At 61.1% G+C, this 21,760-nt stretch carries 24 protein-coding genes, 3 tRNA genes and 2 pseudogenes; 5 read left to right on the forward strand and 24 right to left on the reverse strand.

All coding sequences use genetic code 11. The features are described from left to right. Positions 1-3: 3 nt before the first annotated feature. Positions 4-79 (reverse strand) — tRNA-Val (locus RT028_RS12630). Positions 80-287: 208 nt separating this feature from the next. On the opposite strand from RT028_RS12630, the gene rdgC reads away from it, so the two are divergent. The 3 genes from rdgC to sugE all read left to right on the forward strand — a co-directional run bounded on the left by rdgC (position 288) and on the right by sugE (position 2,791). Next, positions 288-1,208 (forward strand): recombination-associated protein RdgC, encoded by a 921-nt coding sequence (rdgC, locus tag RT028_RS12635; RefSeq protein ID WP_312935288.1) that lies wholly within the window; start codon positions 288-290, stop codon positions 1,206-1,208. Positions 1,209-1,307: 99 nt separating this feature from the next. After that, complete coding sequence (locus tag RT028_RS12640) at positions 1,308-2,270, forward strand: bile acid:sodium symporter family protein (RefSeq protein WP_312935289.1); 963 nt, start codon at positions 1,308-1,310, stop codon at positions 2,268-2,270. 203 nt (positions 2,271-2,473) lie between these two features. Then, positions 2,474-2,791: a quaternary ammonium compound efflux SMR transporter SugE gene (gene sugE, locus RT028_RS12645; protein ID WP_312935290.1), complete on the forward strand. Its 318-nt coding sequence runs from the start codon at positions 2,474-2,476 to the stop codon at positions 2,789-2,791. 16 nt (positions 2,792-2,807) lie between these two features. Here sugE and RT028_RS12650 read toward each other — a convergent pair whose 3' ends face one another. From RT028_RS12650 to RT028_RS12750, 21 genes are all read right to left on the reverse strand, one after another. Beyond that, a complete protein-coding gene (locus RT028_RS12650) occupies positions 2,808-4,682 on the reverse strand; it encodes an MFS transporter (RefSeq protein WP_312935291.1) in 1,875 nt (624 codons plus the stop codon). A gap of 133 nt (positions 4,683-4,815) precedes the next feature. Continuing rightward, positions 4,816-5,514, reverse strand: coding sequence for a YoaK family protein (locus RT028_RS12655; protein ID WP_312935293.1), 699 nt, complete (start codon positions 5,512-5,514; stop codon positions 4,816-4,818). A 246-nt stretch (positions 5,515-5,760) separates the two neighbouring features. Beyond that, positions 5,761-5,837: transfer RNA gene (locus RT028_RS12660), tRNA-Pro, on the reverse strand. Between the two features lie 134 nt (positions 5,838-5,971). Then, positions 5,972-6,047: transfer RNA gene (locus tag RT028_RS12665), tRNA-Lys, on the reverse strand. A 57-nt stretch (positions 6,048-6,104) separates the two neighbouring features. Next, complete coding sequence (gene queC / locus RT028_RS12670) at positions 6,105-6,782, reverse strand: 7-cyano-7-deazaguanine synthase QueC (protein ID WP_312935295.1); 678 nt, start codon at positions 6,780-6,782, stop codon at positions 6,105-6,107. Positions 6,783-6,810: 28 nt separating this feature from the next. Then, on the reverse strand, positions 6,811-7,458 hold the full coding sequence (gene queE / locus RT028_RS12675; protein ID WP_312935296.1) for a 7-carboxy-7-deazaguanine synthase QueE: 648 nt from the start codon (positions 7,456-7,458) through the stop codon (positions 6,811-6,813). A gap of 162 nt (positions 7,459-7,620) precedes the next feature. Then, the gene (gene ybgF / locus RT028_RS12680) at positions 7,621-8,427 is read right to left on the reverse strand and encodes a tol-pal system protein YbgF (protein ID WP_312935298.1); all 807 of its coding nucleotides are present in this window, start codon (positions 8,425-8,427) and stop codon (positions 7,621-7,623) included. 6 nt (positions 8,428-8,433) lie between these two features. Continuing rightward, positions 8,434-8,940 carry a peptidoglycan-associated lipoprotein Pal gene (pal, locus tag RT028_RS12685; protein ID WP_312935299.1) on the reverse strand — a complete coding sequence of 169 codons (507 nt, stop codon included), beginning with the start codon at positions 8,938-8,940 and terminating at the stop codon, positions 8,434-8,436. A 53-nt stretch (positions 8,941-8,993) separates the two neighbouring features. Then, on the reverse strand, positions 8,994-10,244 hold the full coding sequence (gene tolB / locus RT028_RS12690; protein WP_312935330.1) for a Tol-Pal system beta propeller repeat protein TolB: 1,251 nt from the start codon (positions 10,242-10,244) through the stop codon (positions 8,994-8,996). A gap of 47 nt (positions 10,245-10,291) precedes the next feature. Continuing rightward, positions 10,292-11,446: a cell envelope integrity protein TolA gene (gene tolA, locus RT028_RS12695; protein WP_312935301.1), complete on the reverse strand. Its 1,155-nt coding sequence runs from the start codon at positions 11,444-11,446 to the stop codon at positions 10,292-10,294. Then, positions 11,446-11,898 (reverse strand): protein TolR, encoded by a 453-nt coding sequence (tolR, locus tag RT028_RS12700; protein ID WP_312935302.1) that lies wholly within the window; start codon positions 11,896-11,898, stop codon positions 11,446-11,448. The genes tolA and tolR overlap by 1 nt, the downstream gene beginning before the upstream one ends. A gap of 14 nt (positions 11,899-11,912) precedes the next feature. Next, a complete protein-coding gene (tolQ, locus tag RT028_RS12705) occupies positions 11,913-12,608 on the reverse strand; it encodes a protein TolQ (RefSeq protein WP_312935303.1) in 696 nt (231 codons plus the stop codon). Between the two features lie 2 nt (positions 12,609-12,610). Further along, positions 12,611-13,063 (reverse strand): tol-pal system-associated acyl-CoA thioesterase, encoded by a 453-nt coding sequence (ybgC, locus tag RT028_RS12710; RefSeq protein ID WP_312935304.1) that lies wholly within the window; start codon positions 13,061-13,063, stop codon positions 12,611-12,613. A gap of 123 nt (positions 13,064-13,186) precedes the next feature. Next, positions 13,187-14,233, reverse strand: a complete 1,047-nt coding sequence (gene ruvB, locus RT028_RS12715) for a Holliday junction branch migration DNA helicase RuvB (protein WP_312935306.1) — start codon at positions 14,231-14,233, stop codon at positions 13,187-13,189. Then, positions 14,230-14,847: a Holliday junction branch migration protein RuvA gene (gene ruvA / locus RT028_RS12720; protein ID WP_312935307.1), complete on the reverse strand. Its 618-nt coding sequence runs from the start codon at positions 14,845-14,847 to the stop codon at positions 14,230-14,232. Before ruvA ends, ruvB begins: the two co-directional genes overlap by 4 nt. 110 nt (positions 14,848-14,957) lie before the next feature. After that, complete coding sequence (gene ruvC, locus RT028_RS12725) at positions 14,958-15,482, reverse strand: crossover junction endodeoxyribonuclease RuvC (RefSeq protein WP_312935312.1); 525 nt, start codon at positions 15,480-15,482, stop codon at positions 14,958-14,960. Positions 15,483-15,596: 114 nt separating this feature from the next. Further along, the gene (locus tag RT028_RS12730; protein ID WP_312935313.1) at positions 15,597-16,343 is read right to left on the reverse strand and encodes a YebC/PmpR family DNA-binding transcriptional regulator; all 747 of its coding nucleotides are present in this window, start codon (positions 16,341-16,343) and stop codon (positions 15,597-15,599) included. A 257-nt stretch (positions 16,344-16,600) separates the two neighbouring features. Then, positions 16,601-18,376, reverse strand: coding sequence for an aspartate--tRNA ligase (gene aspS, locus RT028_RS12735; RefSeq protein ID WP_312935315.1), 1,776 nt, complete (start codon positions 18,374-18,376; stop codon positions 16,601-16,603). Positions 18,377-18,466: 90 nt separating this feature from the next. Beyond that, positions 18,467-18,688 (reverse strand): zinc ribbon domain-containing protein, encoded by a 222-nt coding sequence (locus RT028_RS12740; RefSeq protein ID WP_312935317.1) that lies wholly within the window; start codon positions 18,686-18,688, stop codon positions 18,467-18,469. Between the two features lie 88 nt (positions 18,689-18,776). Next, positions 18,777-19,115, reverse strand: coding sequence for a ribbon-helix-helix domain-containing protein (locus RT028_RS12745; RefSeq protein ID WP_312935319.1), 339 nt, complete (start codon positions 19,113-19,115; stop codon positions 18,777-18,779). A gap of 172 nt (positions 19,116-19,287) precedes the next feature. Then, positions 19,288-19,761 carry a Dps family protein gene (locus tag RT028_RS12750; protein WP_312935320.1) on the reverse strand — a complete coding sequence of 158 codons (474 nt, stop codon included), beginning with the start codon at positions 19,759-19,761 and terminating at the stop codon, positions 19,288-19,290. A gap of 266 nt (positions 19,762-20,027) precedes the next feature. Between RT028_RS12750 and RT028_RS20350 the strand changes: the two are divergent. Both RT028_RS20350 and RT028_RS20355 read left to right on the forward strand, forming a co-directional pair. Further along, positions 20,028-20,342, forward strand: a pseudogene (locus RT028_RS20350) (cold shock domain-containing protein membrane protein); the annotation flags it as partial. 81 nt (positions 20,343-20,423) lie between these two features. Continuing rightward, a pseudogene (locus RT028_RS20355) lies at positions 20,424-20,633 on the forward strand (cold shock domain-containing protein); the annotation flags it as partial. A gap of 60 nt (positions 20,634-20,693) precedes the next feature. On the opposite strand, the gene RT028_RS12760 reads toward RT028_RS20355, so the two are convergent. Together RT028_RS12760 and RT028_RS12765 are read right to left on the reverse strand one after the other, a co-directional pair. Further along, a complete protein-coding gene (locus tag RT028_RS12760) occupies positions 20,694-20,900 on the reverse strand; it encodes a SlyX family protein (RefSeq protein ID WP_312935322.1) in 207 nt (68 codons plus the stop codon). Continuing rightward, positions 20,890-21,336, reverse strand: a complete 447-nt coding sequence (locus tag RT028_RS12765; RefSeq protein WP_312935324.1) for an HIT family protein — start codon at positions 21,334-21,336, stop codon at positions 20,890-20,892. Before RT028_RS12765 ends, RT028_RS12760 begins: the two co-directional genes overlap by 11 nt. Positions 21,337-21,760 lie beyond the last annotated feature (424 nt).

Genomic DNA, 21,760 nt, shown 5'->3' on the forward strand with positions numbered 1-21,760 from the left:
AAGTGGTGGGTGATGACGGGATCGAACCGCCGACCCTCTGCTTGTAAGGCAGATGCTCTCCCAGCTGAGCTAATCACCCTTTCGTCTCGGTGTGGCGCGCATTCTACGGACGAGGCCCTACCCTGGCAAGCACTTTTTTCAAAAAATTTTTCAGGCCTTTCAATGACCTAGCGTGTCTGTTGTTTCGCGTCGTTCAAGCGTGGCTGATAGCGCTCTGACAGGGCTGGTCTGTGCCGGTCCATAAGAGAATAATGCCCGCCTCATGCATTAAGGAGAGTTACCCCCTCATGTGGTTCAAGAACCTGCTGACCTATCGCCTGACCCAGGATGTTGCTTTCGAGCCTGAAGCGCTGGAGGCCGCGCTGGCCAGCAAGCCGGCCCGCCCCTGCGCCAGCCAGGAGCTGACCACCTATGGCTTCGTCGCCCCGTTCGGCAAAGGAGAAGATGCCCCGCTCGTGCATGTCAGTGGTGAATTCCTGCTGATCGCCGCGCGCAAGGAAGAACGCATTCTGCCCAGCAGCGTGGTCAACGATGCGGTCAAGGAGAAAGTCGAAGAGATCGAGACCGAGCAGATGCGCAAGGTCTACAAGAAGGAACGCGACCAGATAAAGGACGAGATCGTCCAGGCCTTCCTGCCGCGTGCTTTCATTCGTCGCGCCATGATCTTCGCCGCCATCGCCCCGCGCCTGGGCCTGGTACTGGTCAACTCGGCCAGCGCCAAGCGCGCCGAAGACCTGCTCTCGACCCTGCGCGAAGTGATGGGCTCGCTGCCGGTGCGCCCGGTGACCGTGAAGATCGCCCCCAGTGCGACACTCACCGACTGGGTCAAGACCCAGCAGCCGGCTGCGGACTTCATCATTCAGGACGAGTGCGAGCTGCGCGACACTCATGAAGATGGCGGCACCGTGCGCTGCAAGCGCCAGGACCTGGCCAGCGAAGAAATCCAGCTGCACCTGAGCACTGGCAAGGTGGTCACCCAGCTGGCGTTGGGCTGGCAGGAAAAGCTGTCGTTCGTGCTCGACGATAAAACCGTCATCAAGCGCCTGAAGTTCGAAGAGCTGCTGCAGGAGCAGGCCGAACAGGACGGCGGCGAAGAGGCCGCGCAACAGTTCGATGCCAGCTTCCAGCTGATGATGATGACCTTTACCGAGTTCCTTCCGGCCCTGTTCGAAGCCCTGGGCGGCGAAGACATCCCGCAGGGCGTCTGACCGCCCTGACACCGTGCAGGGCGTGGCAAGTCCAGACCGCCCTGCCCTGTGCTCTACGCCACGCTTCTTTATAACGCGATAACAACAAGGACCGTCCCCATGCGTGCACTCGCCGCCTTGAGCCGCTTCGTCGGTAACACCTTTGCCTTGTGGGTGCTGGTGTTCGCCTGCCTGGCCTTTCTTCAGCCGCACTGGTTCCTCGGCCTCAAAGGCGCGATCGTGCCGCTGCTGGGCCTGGTGATGTTCGGCATGGGCCTGACCCTCAAGCTCGATGACTTCGCCGCGCTGGCCCGACAGCCCTGGCGCGTGCTGCTGGGGGTGGTCGCCCACTTCGTGATCATGCCGGGCATGGCCTGGTTGCTGTGTCAGCTGTTTCACCTGCCGCCGGAAATTGCCGTGGGCGTGATTCTGGTCGGCTGCTGCCCAAGTGGCACGGCGTCGAACGTGATGGTCTGGCTGTCCAAGGGTGACCTTGCCCTGGCCGTGGCCATCGCGGCGGTAACCACCTTGCTGGCGCCGCTGCTGACGCCAGCACTGATCTGGCTGCTGGCCTCGGCCTGGCTGCCGGTCTCGTTCATGGACATGTTCTGGTCGATCCTGCAGTTGGTCATGTTGCCGATCGTGCTCGGCGTGCTGGCCCAGCGCTTGCTGGGCAGCAAGGTGCATGCGGCGGTGCAGGTACTGCCGCTGGTGTCGGTGGTGAGCATCGTGCTGATCGTGTGTGCCGTGGTCGCGGCCAGCCAGGCGAAAATTGCCGAGTCCGGTCTGCTGATCATGGCGGTGGTGATCCTGCACAACAGCTTTGGCTTCCTGCTTGGCTACCTCACCGGCAAGTTGTGCAAGCTGCCGCTGGCTCAGCGCAAGTCGCTGGCGCTGGAAGTCGGCATGCAGAATTCCGGGCTGGGCGCGGCACTGGCGGCGGCGCATTTCTCGCCACTGGCTGCGGTGCCGAGCGCGCTGTTCAGCGTGTGGCACAACATTTCCGGGGCGTTGCTCTCCACGTGGTTCCGCAAGCTCGAAGACCCCGCCGTAACCGGCCCTGAGGCTTCAGACCGGCAATAGAGGGTTGCTCAGGTGTTCGAGGGTGGGCAGGATATGCCCACAGTTGAGGACGACCTCACGACGCCTGGCGTGATCATTCGGGGACGGCCCCATCCTCTGGCCCAGTGCTGGAAGGCGTGATACCCAAGGCAGGCTGCATTGAAACCCACCTGCCCTGTGTCTCAAGATCTTTCAGCCTGAGCCTCACGTAGATGGAGACACCCATGTCCTGGATCATCCTGTTCTGCGCCGGTCTGTTCGAGATCGGCTGGGCCGTCGGCCTGAAGTACACCGACGGGTTCACCCGCCCCCTGCCCACTGCACTGACCATCGGCGCCATGATCGTCAGCATCGGTCTGCTGGGCATGGCCGTGAAAGAGCTGCCGCTGGGCACCGCCTATGCGGTGTGGACCGGCGTTGGCGCGGTCGGCACCGTAATCGCCGGCATCCTGCTGTTCGGCGAATCCATGGCACCTATCCGGATCGCCAGCGTGGTGTTGATCGTGGCGGGCCTGATCGGGTTGAAGGTCAGCGCGAGCTGACCCTCAGCGATTTCCTCTAGCGACGGTCGCCGCGCAATGCGGCGACTCGCTGACGCAACATGTCCGGTTGCGCGGCGTCTACGGCGACAGCCTCCCCGGCCACCACCGTCACTCGCGACCAGAACCGCTTGAACAGACCCTTGCCCGGATCGCGGCTGAAGAAACTTCCCCACAACCCCTGCAGCGCCAGCGGAATCACCGGTACGGGCGTTTCCCGGAGGATGCGCTTGACGCCACTCTTGAACACATCGATTTCGCCGTCTGCGGTCAGCTTGCCCTCAGGGAAGATGCACACCAGCTCGCCGTCTCGCAGGGACTGGGCAATGCGCGCGAACGCTTGCTCGTAGATCACCGCATCCTCGCCGCGCCCGGCGATCGGAATGGCACCGGCCGTGCGGAAGATGAAGTTGAGCAGCGGAATGCGGAAGATCTTGTAGTACATGACGAAGCGGATCGGCCGACGAATCGCGCCGCTCAGCAGCAGCGCATCCACATAGGAAATGTGGTTGCACACCAGCAAGGCCGCCCCCTCCTCTGGGATGTGCGCCAGCGCACGGTGCTCGACCCGGTACATCGAGTGACTGAGCAGCCAGATGAGAAAGCGCATGGTGAATTCGGGCACGATGCGGAAGATGTATGCGTTCACCGCAATGTTGAGCAGCGACACCACCAGGAACAGCTGGGGAATGCTCAGTTCGGCCAGGCTCAGGAGCACGATGGTCAACAGTGCAGACACCACCATGAACAATGCGTTGAGGATGTTGTTGGCTGCAATCACTCGTGCACGCTGATCTTCCGGCGTGCGCGCCTGAATAAGGGCGTACAGCGGCACGATGTAGAAGCCACCGAACACGCCCAACCCCACGATCGACAGCATGATCCACCAGGCCTTGCTCAAGCCCAGCAGCGCCAGCCAGTCATAGGGCACATCACGTGGCGGCACATCACCCGAGTGCCACCACCAGAGCAAGCCGAACAGCGTCAGGCCGAACGAGCCAAACGGTACCAGGCCGATCTCCACCTTGCGCCCGCTGAGGCGTTCACACAGCAGCGAGCCCACGGCGATGCCCACCGAGAACAGCGTCAGCACGAGCGTGACCACGGTCTCGTCGCCGTGCAGCCAGTCCTTGGCGTAGGCCGGAATCTGCGTGAGGTAGATGGCGCCCACGAACCAGAACCACGAGTTGCCGACGATCGAGCGCGACACTGCTGGCGTCTGCCCCAGGCCCAGGCGCAGGGTCAACCAGCTCTGCTTGAAGATGTTCCAGTCCAGCACCATCTGCGGCGCCGCGGCCGCCGCGCGCGGAATCCAGCGACTGGCCAGGTAACCCAACACCGCCGTGCCGACGATGGCGCCGGCCACCACGCTGGCGTAGTCGCTGGACGACATCATGATGCCGGCACCGATGGTGCCGGCCAGGATCGCCAGAAACGTGCCCATTTCCACCAGACCATTACCGCCGACCAGTTCGTCATCGCGCAGTGTCTGCGGCAGTATCGAATATTTCACCGGCCCGAACAGCGCCGAGTGGGTGCCCATGGCGAACAGGGTCAGCAGCATCAGCTCCAGATGGCTGGTGACAAAGCCCACCGCACCAATGGCCATGATCACGATCTCGGCCAGCTTGATCGCCCGGATCAGCGCATCCTTGGCGAACTTCTCGCCAAACTGCCCGGCCAGCGCGGAAAACAGGAAGAACGGCAGAATGAACAACAAGGCGCACAGGTTGACCCAGATCGAGCGATCACCTTCCAGGCTGATCTTGTAGAGGATCGCCAGAATCAACGACTGCTTGAACAGGTTGTCATTCAGGGCGCCGAGGGACTGGGTCACGAAGAACGGCAGAAAGCGCCGCGTGCCTAGCAAGCTGAACTGGGAAGACTGACTCATCGGGCTACGTCCTGGTAAGGCTCGCTCATGAAAAACTCCATGGGGTGGGAAAGCGACAAATCTGCATGGCGAAACATCGGCTGGCAAGCGTTCCGCGCATCGGGCGCCGCAATGCGGCCGCGTGCGATCGCGCTCAGCGCGCCATGTAGCCCCGCTGCCAACTGCGCGGAATGAACAACACTGCGCCTGCGAGCACTAGCGTGACCCCCGCGCACACCCCAAACGCAGCGATACCCAGGCGTGTTTGCACCCAGGCACCGAAGACCGCACCCAGCAGCATGCCGCCCCATGGCACCAGTTGCACACGCCAGCCCGTGCGGCGTTCGCCCATCAGCCAGCGACCCAGGCCCCGACCAAACCGTGATAACGCTCCGGTCACGTAGGTCAGGCCGATCGGCAGCCCGTTGACCTGCTCGACCACCGCGTTGAGCAGCCCCATGGCGATGATGGCCAAGGCCAGGGCCGCCGATGCCCACAGCCCGGGTAACGCAGCACAGGCCAAGATGATCGCCACCAGCAGCAGCAGCGGCGCACCACGCCGACGCAGGCCGCGGGCCAGGACGACGCCCAGCGCATTGCCCACCACGAAACAGACGATGGCCAGCGCCAGGCGCACCAGGCTGGCACCCTGCCCCTCGCTGATGGCAACCGCCATGCGCGTGGTATTGCCGCTCATGAACGAGACGAAATCGCCAGTGGAAATGAAGCCGACGGCATCGGTCATGCCTGCCAGGAATGACAGGGCCGCGACCAGCGCCAGGCCGACCCGGCCATTGAGCAGGCGCAGCCGGGCACGCTGCAGGGTGGAAGCCGGCGAGAGAGTGGGCAGCATGGAAAAACCATCCGAACCAGTGAGTCGAGCCACACGATTAAGGCTTTGCTGACAAGGCGTCAAGGTGTCCAGGGCAGTGGCACGCGCTGAGTGGGATGCGCGGTGCGCTGCACGCGGGGATTGCGCCTGTTGAGCCATCTGCGCGGCGGGCGTCAGCGCCTGGGCTTCCCCTCACAGGATGGCGTTTCCTCCACGCCGGACAAGAACGAAAAAAGGCGCCATAGAGGCGCCTTTTTTCGTTGAATGTGGTCGGGGTAGGGGGATTCGAACTCCCGACATCCTGCTCCCAAAGCAGGCGCGCTACCGGACTGCGCTATACCCCGGCATGTGCAGCTAGAAACCGTTGCACATTGACAGCATGCGACAACAAAAACCACTGATTGCCGCAGACGGCTGCATGTCGATCGAGCAGTTACCGCTCAACTCTGCCCTTCTGAACACACATCCGTTTTGAAAATGGTGGGTCGTGTAGGATTCGAACCTACGACCAATTGGTTAAAAGCCAACTGCTCTACCAACTGAGCTAACGACCCGTTTGATGGCGCGTATAATATCGATTTCCAGAAGGAAATCAATACCCTACAGCTAGATTATTGAAAATAAGGCGTAGGATCTTGCACACCGGCAGCGCGGAATCCCTCGGCGCGCAAGCGGCAACTGTCGCACTTGCGGCAGGCCTGACCGGCGTCATTTGCCTGATAGCACGACACAGTCAGTGCGTAATTCACGCCCTGGGCGACACCGGCCTGGATGATCTCGGCCTTGTTCATGTTCTGCAAAGGCGCGCGGATGGCGAAGCCATTGCCTTCCACGCCAGCTTTGGTGGCCAAATTGGCCATGCGCTCGAAGGCTTCCACGAATTCGGGCCGACAATCGGGGTATCCCGAGTAATCCACCGCGTTCACACCAATGAAGATATCCCGCGCCTCAAGCACCTCAGCCCACCCCAGCGCCAGGGACAGGAACACCGTATTGCGCGCGGGCACGTAGGTCACTGGAATGCCTTCGGTCGGCGCTTCTGGCACGTCGATGCTGACGTCAGTAAGCGCTGAGCCGCCGATGCCATTCAGGTTCAGGCCAATCACCTTGTGTTCCACCACACCCAGATCGCGTGCTACCCGCGACGCGGCATCCAACTCGGCACGGTGCCGCTGGCCGTAGTCGAAGCTCATGGTATAGCACTGGTAGCCCTCGGCCTTGGCCATGGCCACCACGGTCGCGGAATCCAGCCCGCCAGACAGCAGGATCACTGCGCGTTTATCGGTCATAGTGTGTACTCCTCAATCAGCATCTCAATCAGCGTCCGGGCTCGTCGTTCCACAGCAGCTTGTGCAACTGCAGCTGGAAGCGGACGGGCAGGTTGTCGGCGACGATCCAGTCGGCCAGATCGCGGCTGCTCACCTGGTTGTGGCTGGGTGAGAACAAGACCTCGCCCGCGCGCTGGTCGAGGTTGTATTCGATCAGCTTGGACACTGCCCAGTCATAGTCCTCCCGCGAGCAGATCACGAACTTGACCTGATCATTGCGGGTGAGGTGCTCCATGTTTTCGTAGCGGTTGCGATGGCACTCCAGCGAGGCCGGCGTCTTCAGGTCGACCACCCGGCTCACGCGCGTATCGGTCGCCGAGATATCCAGCGCACCGCTGGTTTCCAGATTGACCTCGTAGCCGGCATCGCAGAGGCGCTGCAACAGTGGCAGGGCATTGGGCTGGGCCAACGGTTCTCCACCGGTGACGCAGACATAGCGCGGGTTGAAACCGGCCACCTGCTCCAGGATCGAATCCAGCGTGCGAACCGTGCCGCCGGTGAAGGCGTAGGCGCTGTCGCAGTACTGGCAGCGCAGCGGGCAGCCTGTCAGGCGCACGAAAACAGTCGGTAACCCAGCCGTTCGCGTTTCACCCTGTAACGAGTAAAAGACTTCAGTGATGCGTAATGTGTCTTGCATGATCCGCCTAGGGCAAAGCAGCTACACAGGCTGCCCGCCTCCGTGAGGCACTGACACGGACTCGACATCGCGTTATCCGGGACAGCGTACTGATTGAAAAAAGGGCGCAGAGTCTAACGAAAAAACCCGCGGCAAGCGCGGGTTTCTTTCGAACGGTGCCGATTACAAGCGTTGCAGGTCGCGCTGGGCAAGCTGCGCAGCGGACGTACCAGGGTACTGGCTGACCACTTGCTGCAAGATGCCTTTGACCTTGTCGGTGTGACCGAGACGACGCTCGACATCCGCCAGTTTGTACAGGGAATCAGGCACCTTGCTGTGCTTGGGATAAGCCTGGCCAACCTTGGCGAACGCCTGGCTTGCGCCCTGCAAGTCACCCTTTGCCAGGTTTACCTCACCCAACCAGTACTGTGCGTTGCCAGCGTATTGGCTGCTGGGGTATTTGCGCAGGAACGCGCCAAAAGCCTGGCTGGCCTTGTCGAAGTCTTTTTGTTTGATCAGGTCGAAAGCAGCGTCGTAATACAGCTTCTCTTTCGCAGGATCACCCGGCTCGCTGGAGCTGGTTGGTTTGGCACTGGCACCACTGTCGCCACTTGCCGTACCCGCAGCAGGTGCGCTGCCGGTAGAAGAATTGTCAGGCGTGGCCGCAGGCGCAGCATTGCTGCTGATGCGTCCATCGAGATCCTGGTAACGCTCCAGAGACTCTTTCTTCATGCGCGCAACATCGTTCTGCAGCTCTTCGATGATGCCCTGCTGGCGAGAGATCTGGTCTTGCATCTGTTGCAACTGCATGAACAGCTGCCCTTGTGCCGAAGCAGGGGTTGAAGCCCCTGCACCGGCATAAGTGCCGCTCGTGCCGTAACCCGCGGGCGGATAACTGCTCGCGTTGTCATCGACGATAGGAGCCGCAGCCATTGCCGTGAACGGCAGACTGAGTGCGAGGACGGTTACTGCAAGGCGGCATTTACGCATAGGAACTTACTTACGCAGTTCTACGCGACGGTTCTGGGCCCAGCTCTGTTCGTCGTTGCCGGTAGCAACTGGACGCTCTTCGCCGTAGGAAACCAGTTCCAGCTGAGCAGGGGAAACGCCCTGCAGCACCAGGTAACGCTGAACGGCCTTGGCGCGACGCTCGCCCAGTGCCATGTTGTACTCGCGAGTACCGCGTTCGTCAGTGTTGCCTTCCAGGACAACACGGCTGCCGTTGGACTTCAGGTCCTTGGCGTGAACGTCCAGAGCGCGCATGGCTTCTGGCTTCAGGTCCGAGCTGTCGTATTCGAAGTAGAAGGTGGTGATTGCGCGCAGAGCAGCTTCTTCGCTCAGGCTGCCGTCGACAGCACCCGTGTTGGCGCCGTAACCAGCGTTAGGATCAACGGCAGCGCCGTTGCCTTCGCCAGCGTTATCACCGCCCTTGGAGGAGCAACCTACTGCTACGGCCATGGCCAGTGCCAGCGCAGCGAATTTACCAAACTTCAGCATTTGCATCATGAAACTCCTAATGAAACCCCAGTGTGTTAAGCAAAAATATTACGCCGCAATCAGTTCAGGTAAGGGGACCAGGACGGTTCTCTGACTTCGCCTTGAGCGGTAGGAAGCGGGAGCCTCGTGCGTCCGTTTAGGGACACGAGCATCAAGACTCCCCGGCCCTGCTGGCGGGTGGCGTAGATTAGCATGGTGCCGTTAGGCGCAACAGTAGGCGACTCATCAAGACTGGTCTCTGAGAGAATCTTTACACTTCCGCGCTGCAAGTCTTGTGCCGCCACTTTGAAGTTGGTGAAACCTTGCTGGCGATGAATCATGACCAGGGTCTTTTCATCCGCCGACAACTTCGGGTTGGCATTGTAGTTACCGACGAACGTTACACGTTCGGCACCGCCACCACTGACCGACGTTTTATAGATCTGCGGCTTGCCGCCACGGTCGGAGGTGAAGTAGATGGTGTTGCCATCCTTGCCCCAGAAAGGTTCGGTGTTGATGCCCGGGCCAGCGGTAACGCGGCTGATCTGGCGCGAACCCATGTTCATGACATAGATGTCCGGGTTGCCGTCCTTGGACAGCACGAACGCCAGGCGCGAGCCGTCGGGCGACCAGGCAGGTGCACCGTTGAGGCCTTCGAAGTTGGTGATCTGTTCACGGCGACCGGTATCGACATGCTGCACGAAGATCCGTGGGCGTCTCTGCTCGAACGAAACGTAGGCAATGCGCTTGCCGTCCGGCGCGAAGCGCGGCGACAGAATCGGCTCACGCGACTGCAGCAGGGTTACCGCGCGGGCGCCGTCATAGTCGGAGCGCTGCAGGGTGTAACGCGTGTTGGTCGCCGAGAAGCGCTCCGCCGTCACGTACAGCATGCGCGTGGAGAACGCACCCTTGATGCCGGTCAGTTTTTCGAAAGACTGGTCAGCGATGTAGTGCGACATATCGCGCAACTGATCGGTGGTTCCCGAGACGCTGCCGGTCAGCACCTGCTGTTCGGTCGCCACGTTGAACAGTGCGTACTGCACCTGCAGACGACCGCCCGATGGCACGATACTGCCGACCATCACGTACTGCGCACCCAACGCTTTCCAGTCACGGAAAATGACTTCGCTGGCCTGGCTCGGCTGGCTGATCATGTTCTGACGCGGAATCGGCGAGTAGTAGCCCGAGTTACGCAGGTCGTTACCGATGATCTCGGCCATGTCTTCAGGCAACACACTGCCGCCCTGCAGACCGAATGGCACAACGGCGATGGGCGTGGCCCGGTCGCTACCGCTGGTGACCAGGATGTTCTTTTCATCTGCCACCGCCATGCCTGCCACGCAGCAGAGCAAGACAAGCAGTCCTTTCAGACGTTTAATCACAACGCAAGATCCTCAGGAGTAAATGTCATCTTGAATGACCGATACGGGTTGAACTCGTTCGGCTTCAAGCCTTGCATTTCGGTCAAACGACCAATGTTCTTGACTGCCGCCACTGCCGAACTGTCGAACGGCCCATCACCACTGGACTTGAGCACCTTCACGCCGGTCACTGTACCGTCCGGCAGCATGTTGATCTGCAGCACGACGGTCATGCCCTTGCGAGCGGATGGTGGTCGTGCCCAACCTTCTGCGGCGCGCACTCGGATCAGGTCGTCGAAGTCGCCGGCCACCTGGTCACCCTGCTCATCCGCCAGCGCTTGCTGACGCTCGGTAGTGTCAGACAGCAGCTCGGCCAGGGCCTGAGCTTTCTTGTCTTCTGCCGCCTTGCGTGCTGCATCCTGGGCTTTCTTCTTCTGCGCATCTGCAGCGGCCTTCTTCTTGGCCTCTTCAGCTGCCTTCTTCTTCGCATCCTCGGCTGCCGCTTTCTTCTTGGCGTCCTCGGCTGCTTTTTTCTTGGCGTCTTCAGCGGCCTGCTTTTTCGCATCTTCCGCCGACTTCTTCTTCGCCTCTTCAGCGGCCGCTTTCTTGGCCTCTTCCTCGGCTTTCTTCTTCGCTTCTTCTTCAGCTTTTTTCTTGGCGATGTCGGCCTGCTGTTTTTCCGCAGCCTTTTTCGACTCTTCGGCTTTCTTGGCTTCATCCGCCTTTTTGGCTTCATCCGCCTTTTTGGCTTCATCTGCCTTTTTGGCTTCGGCGGTTTTTTTCGCCTCGGCAGCCTTGGCCGCTTCGTCCGCTTTCTTGGCCTCGGCAGCCTCGCGAGCCGCCTCGGCTTTTTGAGCAGCGTCGGCTTTCTTTTGTTCCGCGACCTTCACGGCCTCCTGCTCGACCTTCTTCTGCTCGAGCTGTTCGACTTCGGTCTGGCGCGAAGCCGTTTTCTTGGCCTCTCCAGCAATCTTCTGGTTGGTCTGGGTGGTCGCCTGGCTCTTGGACTTGAGCTGATACAGCGTAGCCTGAACGATGGGCTTGGAAGGCGGCAGTTCCGGCGTCATGGCAAAACTGACGAACAGCATGCCGAACACCAGCACATGCAGGCCGACTGCCCAGACACTGGGCCAGAAGTAGCTTTCCGAGGCGGAGGGCTCTCGCTGCTGCATCAGGGCGCCTCGGTGATCAGGCCAACGTTACCGACACCGGCTTTCTGCAACCCACCCATGGCGCCCATCACCGCGCCATAATCCACGCTCTTGTCGCCACGGATGAACACCTGGGTCTGTTTGCCCTGGTCACGTCCGGCAGCGATGATCTTGGTCACGGCGTTGGTCATGTCCGGGAGCGTCATGGCCTTGTCCATCTGTTTGTCGGTGTCGACCTCACTGCCAAGGTTCCAGAAGTAGGTCTTGTCGGCTTTGATCGAAATGGTGAGGATCTGCACGTTGTTGTCCTGAGGCAACGCCTCACTGGACACTTTGGGCAGGTCGACCTTCACGCCCTGATTGAGCATGGGGGCGGTCACCATGAAGATGACCAGCAGCACCAACATCACGTCGATGTAAGGCACCACGTTCATCTCGGCGACCGGCTTGCGTTTCTGGCGAACTCGGGCCATGGGTTTCTACCTGATCACTCTTCGCTGGTGTGCACTTTGCGGTGCAGGATGGCCTGGAACTCATCGGCGAACGTGTAATAACGGCCGATCAGGGTTTCACTGCGCGCGGCGAATCGGTTGTACGCGATGACCGCTGGAATTGCCGCGAACAGGCCAATGGCCGTCGCGATCAAGGCCTCGGCGATGCCCGGTGCCACGGTGGCGAGGGTCGCTTGCTGGGCGCTGGCCAGGCCACGGAAGGAGTTCATGATGCCCCACACGGTCCCGAACAAGCCGATGTAGGGGCTGGTGGAGCCGACGGTGGCGAGGAAAGGCAGGCTCTGTTCAAGCTTTTCTTCCTCACGGGAAATGGCAACGCGCATGGCGCGACCGACACCTTCCATCACCGCATCGGGATCGACACCCGGCTGCTGACGCAGACGCGAGAATTCCTTGAAGCCGGCGCGAAACACCTGCTCGACACCCGAGTCAGGATCCGGGTTGCTGCCCGCCTGACGATACAGCTTGGACAGATCGATGCCTGACCAGAACCGCTCCTCGAAAGCGTCCAGCGCACGACGACCGGCGCGCAGCATGGTGCTGCGCTGGAAGATCATGATCCACGAGGTCACCGAGGCTGCCACGAGAATCAGCATGACCAGCTGAACCACGATACTGGCATTGGCGACCAGGCTCCACATGGAGGTATGGTCGACGACGTTTGCTTCCACGCTTATTCTCCTGCGTTCGATTGATTACCCAGGCTGTCCGCCAGGAAGGCGTTACGCAGCTCCGAAGGGATGGCCCGGGGTTTGAATGTGTCGGCACGCACTGCTGCGATCAGAAACTGCCCTTCACAAAGCAACGTCTGATCCCGCTCGCGCCAGACCTGCTGAACAAAACGCAGGCTGGCCCGATTGAGCTCACGCACGTGCGCGGTTACCCGCAGTTCATCGTCCAGCCGCGCCGGCGCCAGGTAACGGGCCTCGCTTGAATGGACGACGAACAGAAGATCTTGTTGTGCCAGTTGTACTTGAGAAAAACCAAGATGACGCAGCCGCTCCGTGCGCGCACGCTCCATGAACTTGAGGTAGTTGACGTAGTAGACCACCCCACCGGCGTCCGTATCTTCGTAGTAGACGCGACAGCGATGTGCGAACGGTTCCAGCTCATTTTGCGCGCGCATACTCTAGTGCTTACTCCTCGGCTTGCCAATCCGCCAGGACAACTGTTTTTTCAAGGGTCATCCAACGCTTGGTCCAGTCGTCGACTGCCAGCGGTAGGACCACGCAAAAGCGGTTTTGATCGACTATTCGTCGACCGGGTCGGAAAATTCTCCCCCTTCGGTGAACCGCCCCGGAATGTTCAATCCGAAGTGCAGGTAGGCGTGCCGCGTGACGACCCGCCCCCTCGGTGTACGCATGATGTAGCCTTGTTGAATCAGGTAGGGTTCGAGCACGTCTTCGATGGTGTGACGCTCCTCGCTGATCGCCGCCGCCAGGTTGTCGACCCCGACCGGACCGCCGTCGAACTTCTCGATCATGGTCAGCAACAGCCGGCGGTCGGAGTGATCGAAACCCCGCTCGTCGACATCGAGCAGGTTCAGCGCCATGTCCGCGATGGACTTGGTGATATGCCCTTTGCCTCGGACCTGGGCGAAGTCGCGCACGCGGCGCAGCAGACGGTTGGCGATACGCGGTGTACCGCGGGCCCGCCGGGCGATTTCGAACGCGCCTTCCGGCTCGATGGGCAGGCCAAGAATGCCCGCCGAACGGGTGACGATCGTGCTCAGGTCCTTGTTGCTGTAGAACTCCAGACGCTGAACGATCCCGAAACGGTCGCGCAGGGGGTTGGTCAGCATGCCGGCACGAGTCGTTGCGCCCACCAGAGTGAACGGCGGCAGATCGAGCTTGATGGAGCGTGCCGCCGGACCTTCGCCGATCATGATGTCGAGCTGGAAGTCTTCCATGGCCGGGTACAGCACTTCCTCCACGACAGGCGGCAGCCGGTGGATTTCGTCGATGAACAACACGTCATGGGGTTCAAGGTTGGTCAGCATCGCTGCCAGGTCACCCGGGCGCTCGAGGATCGGCCCTGAAGTGCTCTTGACCGACACGCCCATTTCGTTGGCGATGATGTTGGCCAGCGTGGTCTTGCCCAGGCCCGGAGGGCCGAAGATCAGCGTGTGGTCGAGCGACTCGTTGCGACCACGCGCCGCCTGGATGAACAGCCCCATCTGGTCGCGCACCACCGGCTGACCGATGTAGTCGTCCAGGCTGAGCGGCCGAATGGCCCGGTCCTGGACCTCTTCGCGGTCGCGACCACTGGCAGCGATCAGTCGGTCGGCTTCGATCACTTGACGATCATCCCTTTGAGGCTGCGGCGGATCAGCTCTTCACTGCTCAGCCCGGACTTGTCCTTGATGGCGCCGATGGCCTTGCTCGCCTCTTGCGGCTTGTAGCCCAGTGACACCAACGCGCTCACGGCATCGGCTTCGGCACTGGAGTCTGCAGCCAGGGGCAGCGGGCCGTCGGAGACCAGGGTGAACATGGCCGGGGACGTTTCCCAGGCCTTGAAGCGATCCTTGAGCTCGACCAGCAGGCGTTCGGCGGTTTTCTTGCCGACACCCGGCACGCGCACCAGCACGGAGGCATCCTGGGCCTGCACGCAGCGCACCAGCTCATCGACCTCGAGCCCGGACATCAAGGCCAGCGCCAGCTTGGGGCCCACGCCGTTCAAGCGGATCAGCTCACGAAACAGCTCGCGCTCACGCTTTTCAAAAAAGCCATACAGCAGGTGGGCATCTTCGCGCACCACCTGATGGGTGTGCAGCGTGACGGTTTCGCCGAGCTTGGGCAGCCGATAGAGCGTGGTCATGGGCACCTCCAGCTCGTAGCCAACGCCGTTGACGTCGATAATCAGATGCGGCGGCTGTTTTTCCGCCAAGGTGCCGCGCAAACGTCCAATCACGTGTCGTTCCTTTAATCGTGGAGGGGGCCTTGCGACCGCCTCACCCTATCAGCAAATGCCTGGGGCAAGTGCTCCCCAGGTCCGAAAACATGTATCAGCGCATGAAGCCTCTACAGCCGCAGGCGGCCACCACGGCGGCGTGCAGCGCCCAGACCGTGAGGCACGAGGCTGGACCGGGTGTGGGCATGGCACAAGGCAATGGCCAGGGCGTCGGAGGCGTCGATCTGCGGTTTCTGGGTCAGTTTGAGCAAGTGCATGACCATCAGCTGGACCTGCTCCTTGCTGGCACCGCCGGTACCGGCCACCGCTTGCTTGATCTGGGTGGGGCTGTACTCCGCCACCTCCAGACCGGCCTCGGCGGCGGCCACGATGGCCGCGCCTCGGGCCTGACCTAGCTTGAGCGCAGAGTCAGGGTTGCGGGCCATGAACACCCGTTCGATGCCCATCGTGACCGGTCCATGCAGGCGAATGACCTCAGCCACCCCACGGAAGACAATCTGCAGGCGCTGAGGCAGCTCGCCCTCCCCTGTGCGAATGCAACCCGATGCCACATAGTCGCAACCGCGGGCCGTCTGCAGCACCACGCCGTAGCCGGTGATGCGCGAGCCGGGGTCTATCCCAAGAATCAGTGTCATAACGCCTGTAAACCAAAAAAGGCGCCTGAGCGCGCCGGTACATCCTGAATGTAGCCAAATGCGGCGGGCGGGCAGCGCAGGGAGTGCAGCGCGCTGCCAGCCAACCTGCGAACATCAACCCAACTGTTCCATGACCTCATCGGAGATCTGCGCGTTGGAATAGACGTTTTGAACGTCGTCGAGATCTTCCAGCATGTCGATCAGCTTCAGCACCTTCTCGGCACCGTCCTGATCCAGCTCGGCACTGGTGGTAGGGAGCATGACGATCTCTGCGTCGGCTGCCTTGAAACCCGCTTCATCCAGGGCCGTACGCACGGCATAGAAGCTGTTGAACGAGGCAAACACGTCGAACGAGCCGTCGTCGTTGGCAACCACATCATCGGCATCGGCTTCCATCGCGGCTTCCATCAGCGCGTCTTCATCCACGCCCGAGGCGAAGCTGATCTGGCCCTTGCGCTCGAACAGATACGCCACGGACCCATCGGTGCCCAGGTTGCCGCCGCACTTGGAAAACGCATGACGAACCGCTGCCGCCGTGCGGTTGCGGTTGTCGGTCATGGCCTCGACCAGAATCGCCACGCCGCCCGGGCCATAGCCCTCGTAGCTCAGCTCTTCGACGTTGTCGCTTTCATTGGTACCAGCACCGCGTGCCACGGCGCGATCGATGATGTCCCGGCTCATGTTGGCACCCAGCGCCTTGTCCAGGGCCAGACGCAGGCGCGGGTTGGAAGCCGGGTCGGCGCCACCTTGCTTGGCAGCGACGGTCAGCTCACGAATCCACTTGGTGAAGACCTTGCCTCTCTTGGCATCCTGGCGCTCTTTGCGGTGCTTGATGTTCGCCCACTTGGAATGACCAGCCATAACGACTCCAAATCCTTGAAACAGAAACAGCCCCGCCCCTGAACGGGGCGGAACGGGAAACCTGCAGTGTCTACTAGGCTCTGTACGAAAAGCCTTGATACTCGTTCATGCTGCGTTGAAAACCAGCTCGGAATGCTCATGTACTCCAGTACACTCCGCTTCCTCGCCGGTTTTCGCCTTGCCTGACCTTCGTCTCAAGACTTCTCGTACAGAGCCTAGGGTGCAACCATTCAGGTCGACACCCCCGGCAGCCGCGCTTACTCGACCTTGGTCTGTTCGCGCAGACGGATGTGCAGTTCGCGCAACGCCTTGGCATCCACCAGCCCTGGCGCCTGGGTCATGACACACGCCGCGCTCTGGGTTTTCGGGAAGGCGATCACTTCACGAATCGACTGGGCGCCGGTCATCAGCATCACCAGACGATCGAGACCGAAGGCCAGACCGCCATGGGGCGGCGCACCGAACTTGAGCGCATCGAGCAGGAAGCCGAACTTCTCTTCCTGCTCGGCCGCCTCGATGCCCAGCAGGCGGAACACGGCCTGCTGCATTTCCTTGCGGTGAATACGGATCGAACCGCCACCCAGCTCGGTGCCGTTGAGCACCATGTCATAGGCACGCGACAGTGCGGTAGCCGGATTGGCCTCCAGCTCTTCAGGCGAGCACTTGGGCGCGGTGAAGGGGTGGTGCAGCGCGCTGAAGCTGCCGTCTTCGTTTTCCTCGAACATCGGGAAGTCGACGACCCACATCGGTGCCCACTCGCAGGTCAGCAGCTCGAAGTCGTGGCCCAGACGAATGCGCAAGGCACCCAGTGCTTCGCTGACCACTTTGAATTTATCGGCACCGAAGAAGACGATGTCGCCGTCTACCGCACCCACGCGATCCAGGATCACGTTGAGGTTGGCTTCCGGGATGTTCTTGACGATCGGCGACTGCAGGCCTTCGACGCCCTTGGCACGCTCGTTGACCTTGATGTACGCCAAGCCGCGGGCACCATAGATACCGACGAACTTGGTGTACTCGTCGATACGGCTGCGCGGCATGCTGGCGCCGCCTGGCAGACGCAGCGCGGTAACGCGGCACTTGGGATCGTTGGCCGGGCCGCTGAAGACCTTGAAGTCGACGTCCTTGAGCTGATCGGCAACGTCTACCAGTTCCAGCGGGTTGCGCAGGTCGGGTTTGTCGGAGCCGTAGCGGCGCATGGCTTCTTCGAAGGTCATGTGCGGGAAGTCACCGAACTCCAGGTCCAGCACTTCCTTGAACAGTTTGCGGATCATGCTCTCGGTCAGGCCCATGATCTCGGCTTCATCGAGGAAGCTGGTCTCGATGTCGATCTGGGTGAATTCCGGCTGGCGGTCGGCACGCAGGTCTTCGTCGCGGAAGCACTTGGCAATCTGGTAGTAGCGGTCAAAGCCCGCGACCATGAGCAACTGCTTGAACAGCTGCGGGGATTGCGGCAAGGCGAAGAAGCTGCCGGCGTGGGTGCGGCTTGGCACCAGGTAGTCACGAGCGCCCTCAGGCGTGGCGCGGGTGAGAATCGGCGTCTCGACATCCAGGAAACCGTTGTCATCGAGGAAGCGGCGGATGCTGCTGGTGATGCGCGAACGCAGACGCAGCTTGTCGGCCATTTCCGGACGGCGCAGGTCGATGAAGCGGTAGCGCAGGCGGGTTTCTTCGCCGACGTCCGAGAATTCGTTGAGCGGGAACGGTGGCGTTTCGGCCTCGTTCAGCACCGTCAACTCGTAGCCCAGCACCTCGATGGCGCCGGAGGTCATGTTGGCATTGCCCGCGCCGGCCGGGCGCAGACGGACCTTGCCGGTGATCTGCACGACATACTCGCTGCGCACGCGGTCGGCGGCAGCAAAGGTGTCGGCGCGATCAGGATCGAAGACGACCTGGGCCAGGCCTTCGCGGTCACGGATATCGAGGAAGATCACCCCGCCGTGGTCGCGGCGACGATGGACCCAGCCGCAAAGGGTGACTTCCTGGCCGTCCAGGCTCTCGTTCAGTTGGCCGCAATAGTGGCTGCGCATCATGATGGTGGTTTCGCTTCTCGTGATCGTGTATTCGGTGGGGTCTGGCTGGCTCGAGGCCCATACTGCAAGACCTTGTCACTGCAATTCAACTCAGTCGGACGTGTCGCCGCTGGCCAGGTTCTTCTTGGCGCCCGTCTTGAAATCGGTCTCGTACCAACCGGCGCCGCCCAGGCGGAACCCCGGCACGGACAGCTGCTTCTTCAGTTCGGGCGCCTGGCAAGCCGGGCAATCGGTCAGTGGCGCTGCACTGATTTTCTGCAGCGCCTCCAGCTGATGATTGCAGGCGGCGCATTGATAGTCATAAAGGGGCATCGACGTTTCTCATAACCACAATGCTGACTGCCGGAGCAGCCAAAAACGCGGATTATATAGGGTTAGAGAGTGCCGTGCAGCTTCCTGTTCATTGCAGGTCGGGCGGATCCAGCAACCAGGCGACGCAAACCACCCTGACCAGCCCGCTGAAGTTTCTGACGCCGCCATGGCGCAAATGCACCTCACGATCCAGATAAGACAACACTGCACTGACCGAACAGTGATTGGCGCCGGCGATCCGGTCGAGAATATGCCAATAGACCCGCTCAAGCCTCAGGCACGTCGAGAACCCATTGAGCCGCACCGAGCGTGACACCGGACACGCGCGCTGCATATCGAAGTCCATCGCAAACGGGTCAATGCATTGCTTGCCTGGCCAGCCCCGCTGTGCTGCCGTCTGCCGGGGTGTCACCGCCCTTGCCTCCATCACCTGCCTCCTGGTTCGAGAACCCGCTTCATGCCGCGGGCGTCTGCCCATCAGGCCTCGAAGCTTTCAGAGGATGCAGCGGGAAGCGTTTGCGCCCGACACGAAAGTGCCCGACCTGCATGCGCAGGCCGGGCACTTGGAAACACGCGTAAGGCGTCGAGCCAACGACGGCTTATTTGCCTTCGAGCAAGGCACGCAGCATCCACGCCGTTTTTTCATGGACTTGCATGCGCTGGGTCAGCAGGTCAGCGGTAGGCTCGTCGCTGACTTTCTCGACCGCGGGGAAGACGCTGCGCGCTGTACGCGTAACGGCCTCCTGGCCTTGCACCAGTTGACGAATCATCTCGTCGGCCGACGGCACGCCTTCTTCTTCGCTGATCGAGGAATGGCGGGCATAGAAGGCGTACGAGCCCGGCGCCGGGAAGCCCAGGGCACGAATGCGCTCGGCAATGGCATCGACTGCCAGCGCCAGCTCGTTGTACTGCTCCTCGAACATCAGGTGCAGGGTGCGGAACGCAGGACCGGTCACGTTCCAGTGGAAATTGTGGGTTTTCAGATACAGCACATAGGTATCCGACAGCAGCCGCGACAGGCCATCGACAATGGCCTTGCGATCGTCTTCATTAATACCGATATCAATTGCCATGGATCTCCCCTTTTGCATAACGCTTGATGATCAAGCCAATACTGTATCAAGACTTGCCGGTGCCTGTCGGGTTCCCACCTTGCGCCAATCGCCGCACCCGATGGTTTGAGAAGCCGGCGTCTTTACGGTTAAATAGGCAGCGTGCCACCCGTGCGGATTGTCAATGCCGGGTGCATAGGCTGGACTGCCATGTGATCGCGCCTACATTCCTGCGCACCGCGCTGCCAGCTCTTCCTGTGATTGACCTTATCAATGTGAGCCCACCCATGTTCAAGATCGTCCATCTGGTGACGGGCGTTGCAGCACTGCTGCTTGCCTCGATCCCAAGCCTCAGAACTGAAACCCTCCCGTTCCTGCAACAACCCGAAGCCTACAAAGCCGGCTACCTGGTCCTGCTCGGCCTGCTCAACCTGCTGCTGGCCCCCGTGCTGCCGATGTACTACCGCGGGGCGCGGCAACATCTGCAACGCCTTGCCAGCACGCTGCTGGTACTGGCCGTCATCCTGCAAACCGTCACCTTGCTGGCCCGACCCGAACTGGGCAACGTGCCTGCCCTGCTCTGCGCCACCCTGGCGGTCGCGGTGCACCTGGCCGTCGGCTTCGTGCGCAAACCGCGCAAGGCCTACAGCAGCGGCCAGGCCGCTGCAAGCGAAGACAACGGCCGCGATACCGGCACGGTCAAGTGGTTCAATACCTCCAAAGGCTTCGGCTTCATCTCGCGCGATTCTGGCGACGACATCTTCGTGCACTTTCGCGCAATTCGTGGCGAGGGCCATCGTGTGCTGGTCGAAGGGCAACGCGTGGAGTTCTCGGTCATGCACCGCGATAAAGGGCTACAAGCCGAGGATGTGATCGCCATCAACCGGCGCTGAGCCTTCCAGTGCTGCTGGCGATGCCTGGCCCTGCTACTGCGCCCTGCATCGCCACTGCACTCAATAATGCGGCGGCGGCGCTTCGTCGCCCTCGACACCCATCTGCCCTACCAGATCGTCATAACGCTTGAGCAAATGCTGCATCTGCTGCTGCAAGCGTTCGATCTTCTGCGCCTGCTCGAACACCTGCTGATTCAGCGCATGCAGCGTGTCGTCCTGAAAGGCCTGGCGCGTTTGCAGCTCGATGAGCTGATCTTCAAGCGTCATGGCGAACCTCGGTCGTGCACACCTCGGTGAAACCCTCGCCCAACAACGCCTTGATGCGTGCACGCGTAGCCCGCACCTGCTCGGCGACATAATCGCTCGCAGGCACACGCCCCCACACGGGCGCAGGCCAGGCAGCGTCATCGCGCATGCGCACGATCACATGCATGTGCAGCTGGCTGACCACATTGCCCAGCGTGGCGACGTTGATCTTGTCGGCGCCATAGGCGGACTTCAGCGCTGCAGCCAAGCGGGTGGTTTCCTCCCATAGCTGAAGCTGGTCAGCCTCATCCAGGTCGAACAGCTCACTCACCGCCGAGCGACGCGGCACAAGGATGAACCAGGGATAGTTGGCATCCTTGCTGAGCAGCACGCTGCACAATTGAAGATGACCCAGCTCGATTGAATCCTGTTGCAAACGCGAATCCAGGACAAACACCGCAAATCTCCTTAACCAATGGCCTACAGGCTTCGTAACTGGAGGTGAGGATACCGTGACTGACGAATCCGCACATGACCACCGCTGACAAACTGCCAAAGCGCCCCAAAATCGGGCAACTGAACCAGGTGACGCACCGATAGGGGTAACAGTCGCTACTTTTCGCACCAATGCGGCGCCGCTAATGAGAATCAAGTACGGGCAGAGCAGCGTAAACTACTCAACTTCAACAAGCACCGGTAACACACTGAGTTCCCTCAAGGTGCGGGCACGGGGTCAAGCGCTGCGTCGCGGTATACCAGGCCTGTGTGAAACCCTTGAAAACACGGCCCTCTCGAGGCTTGCACGCCGCGGATGTGAAAAAAACATCAATAGAATGTGAAAATGAGCACGCTTGTTGCATTCGCTTCCAACCAGCTCAGCC

Origin of the sequence: Pseudomonas sp., from assembly GCF_032058845.1 — a bacterium.
Classification (GTDB): Bacteria; Pseudomonadota; Gammaproteobacteria; order Pseudomonadales; family Pseudomonadaceae; genus Aquipseudomonas.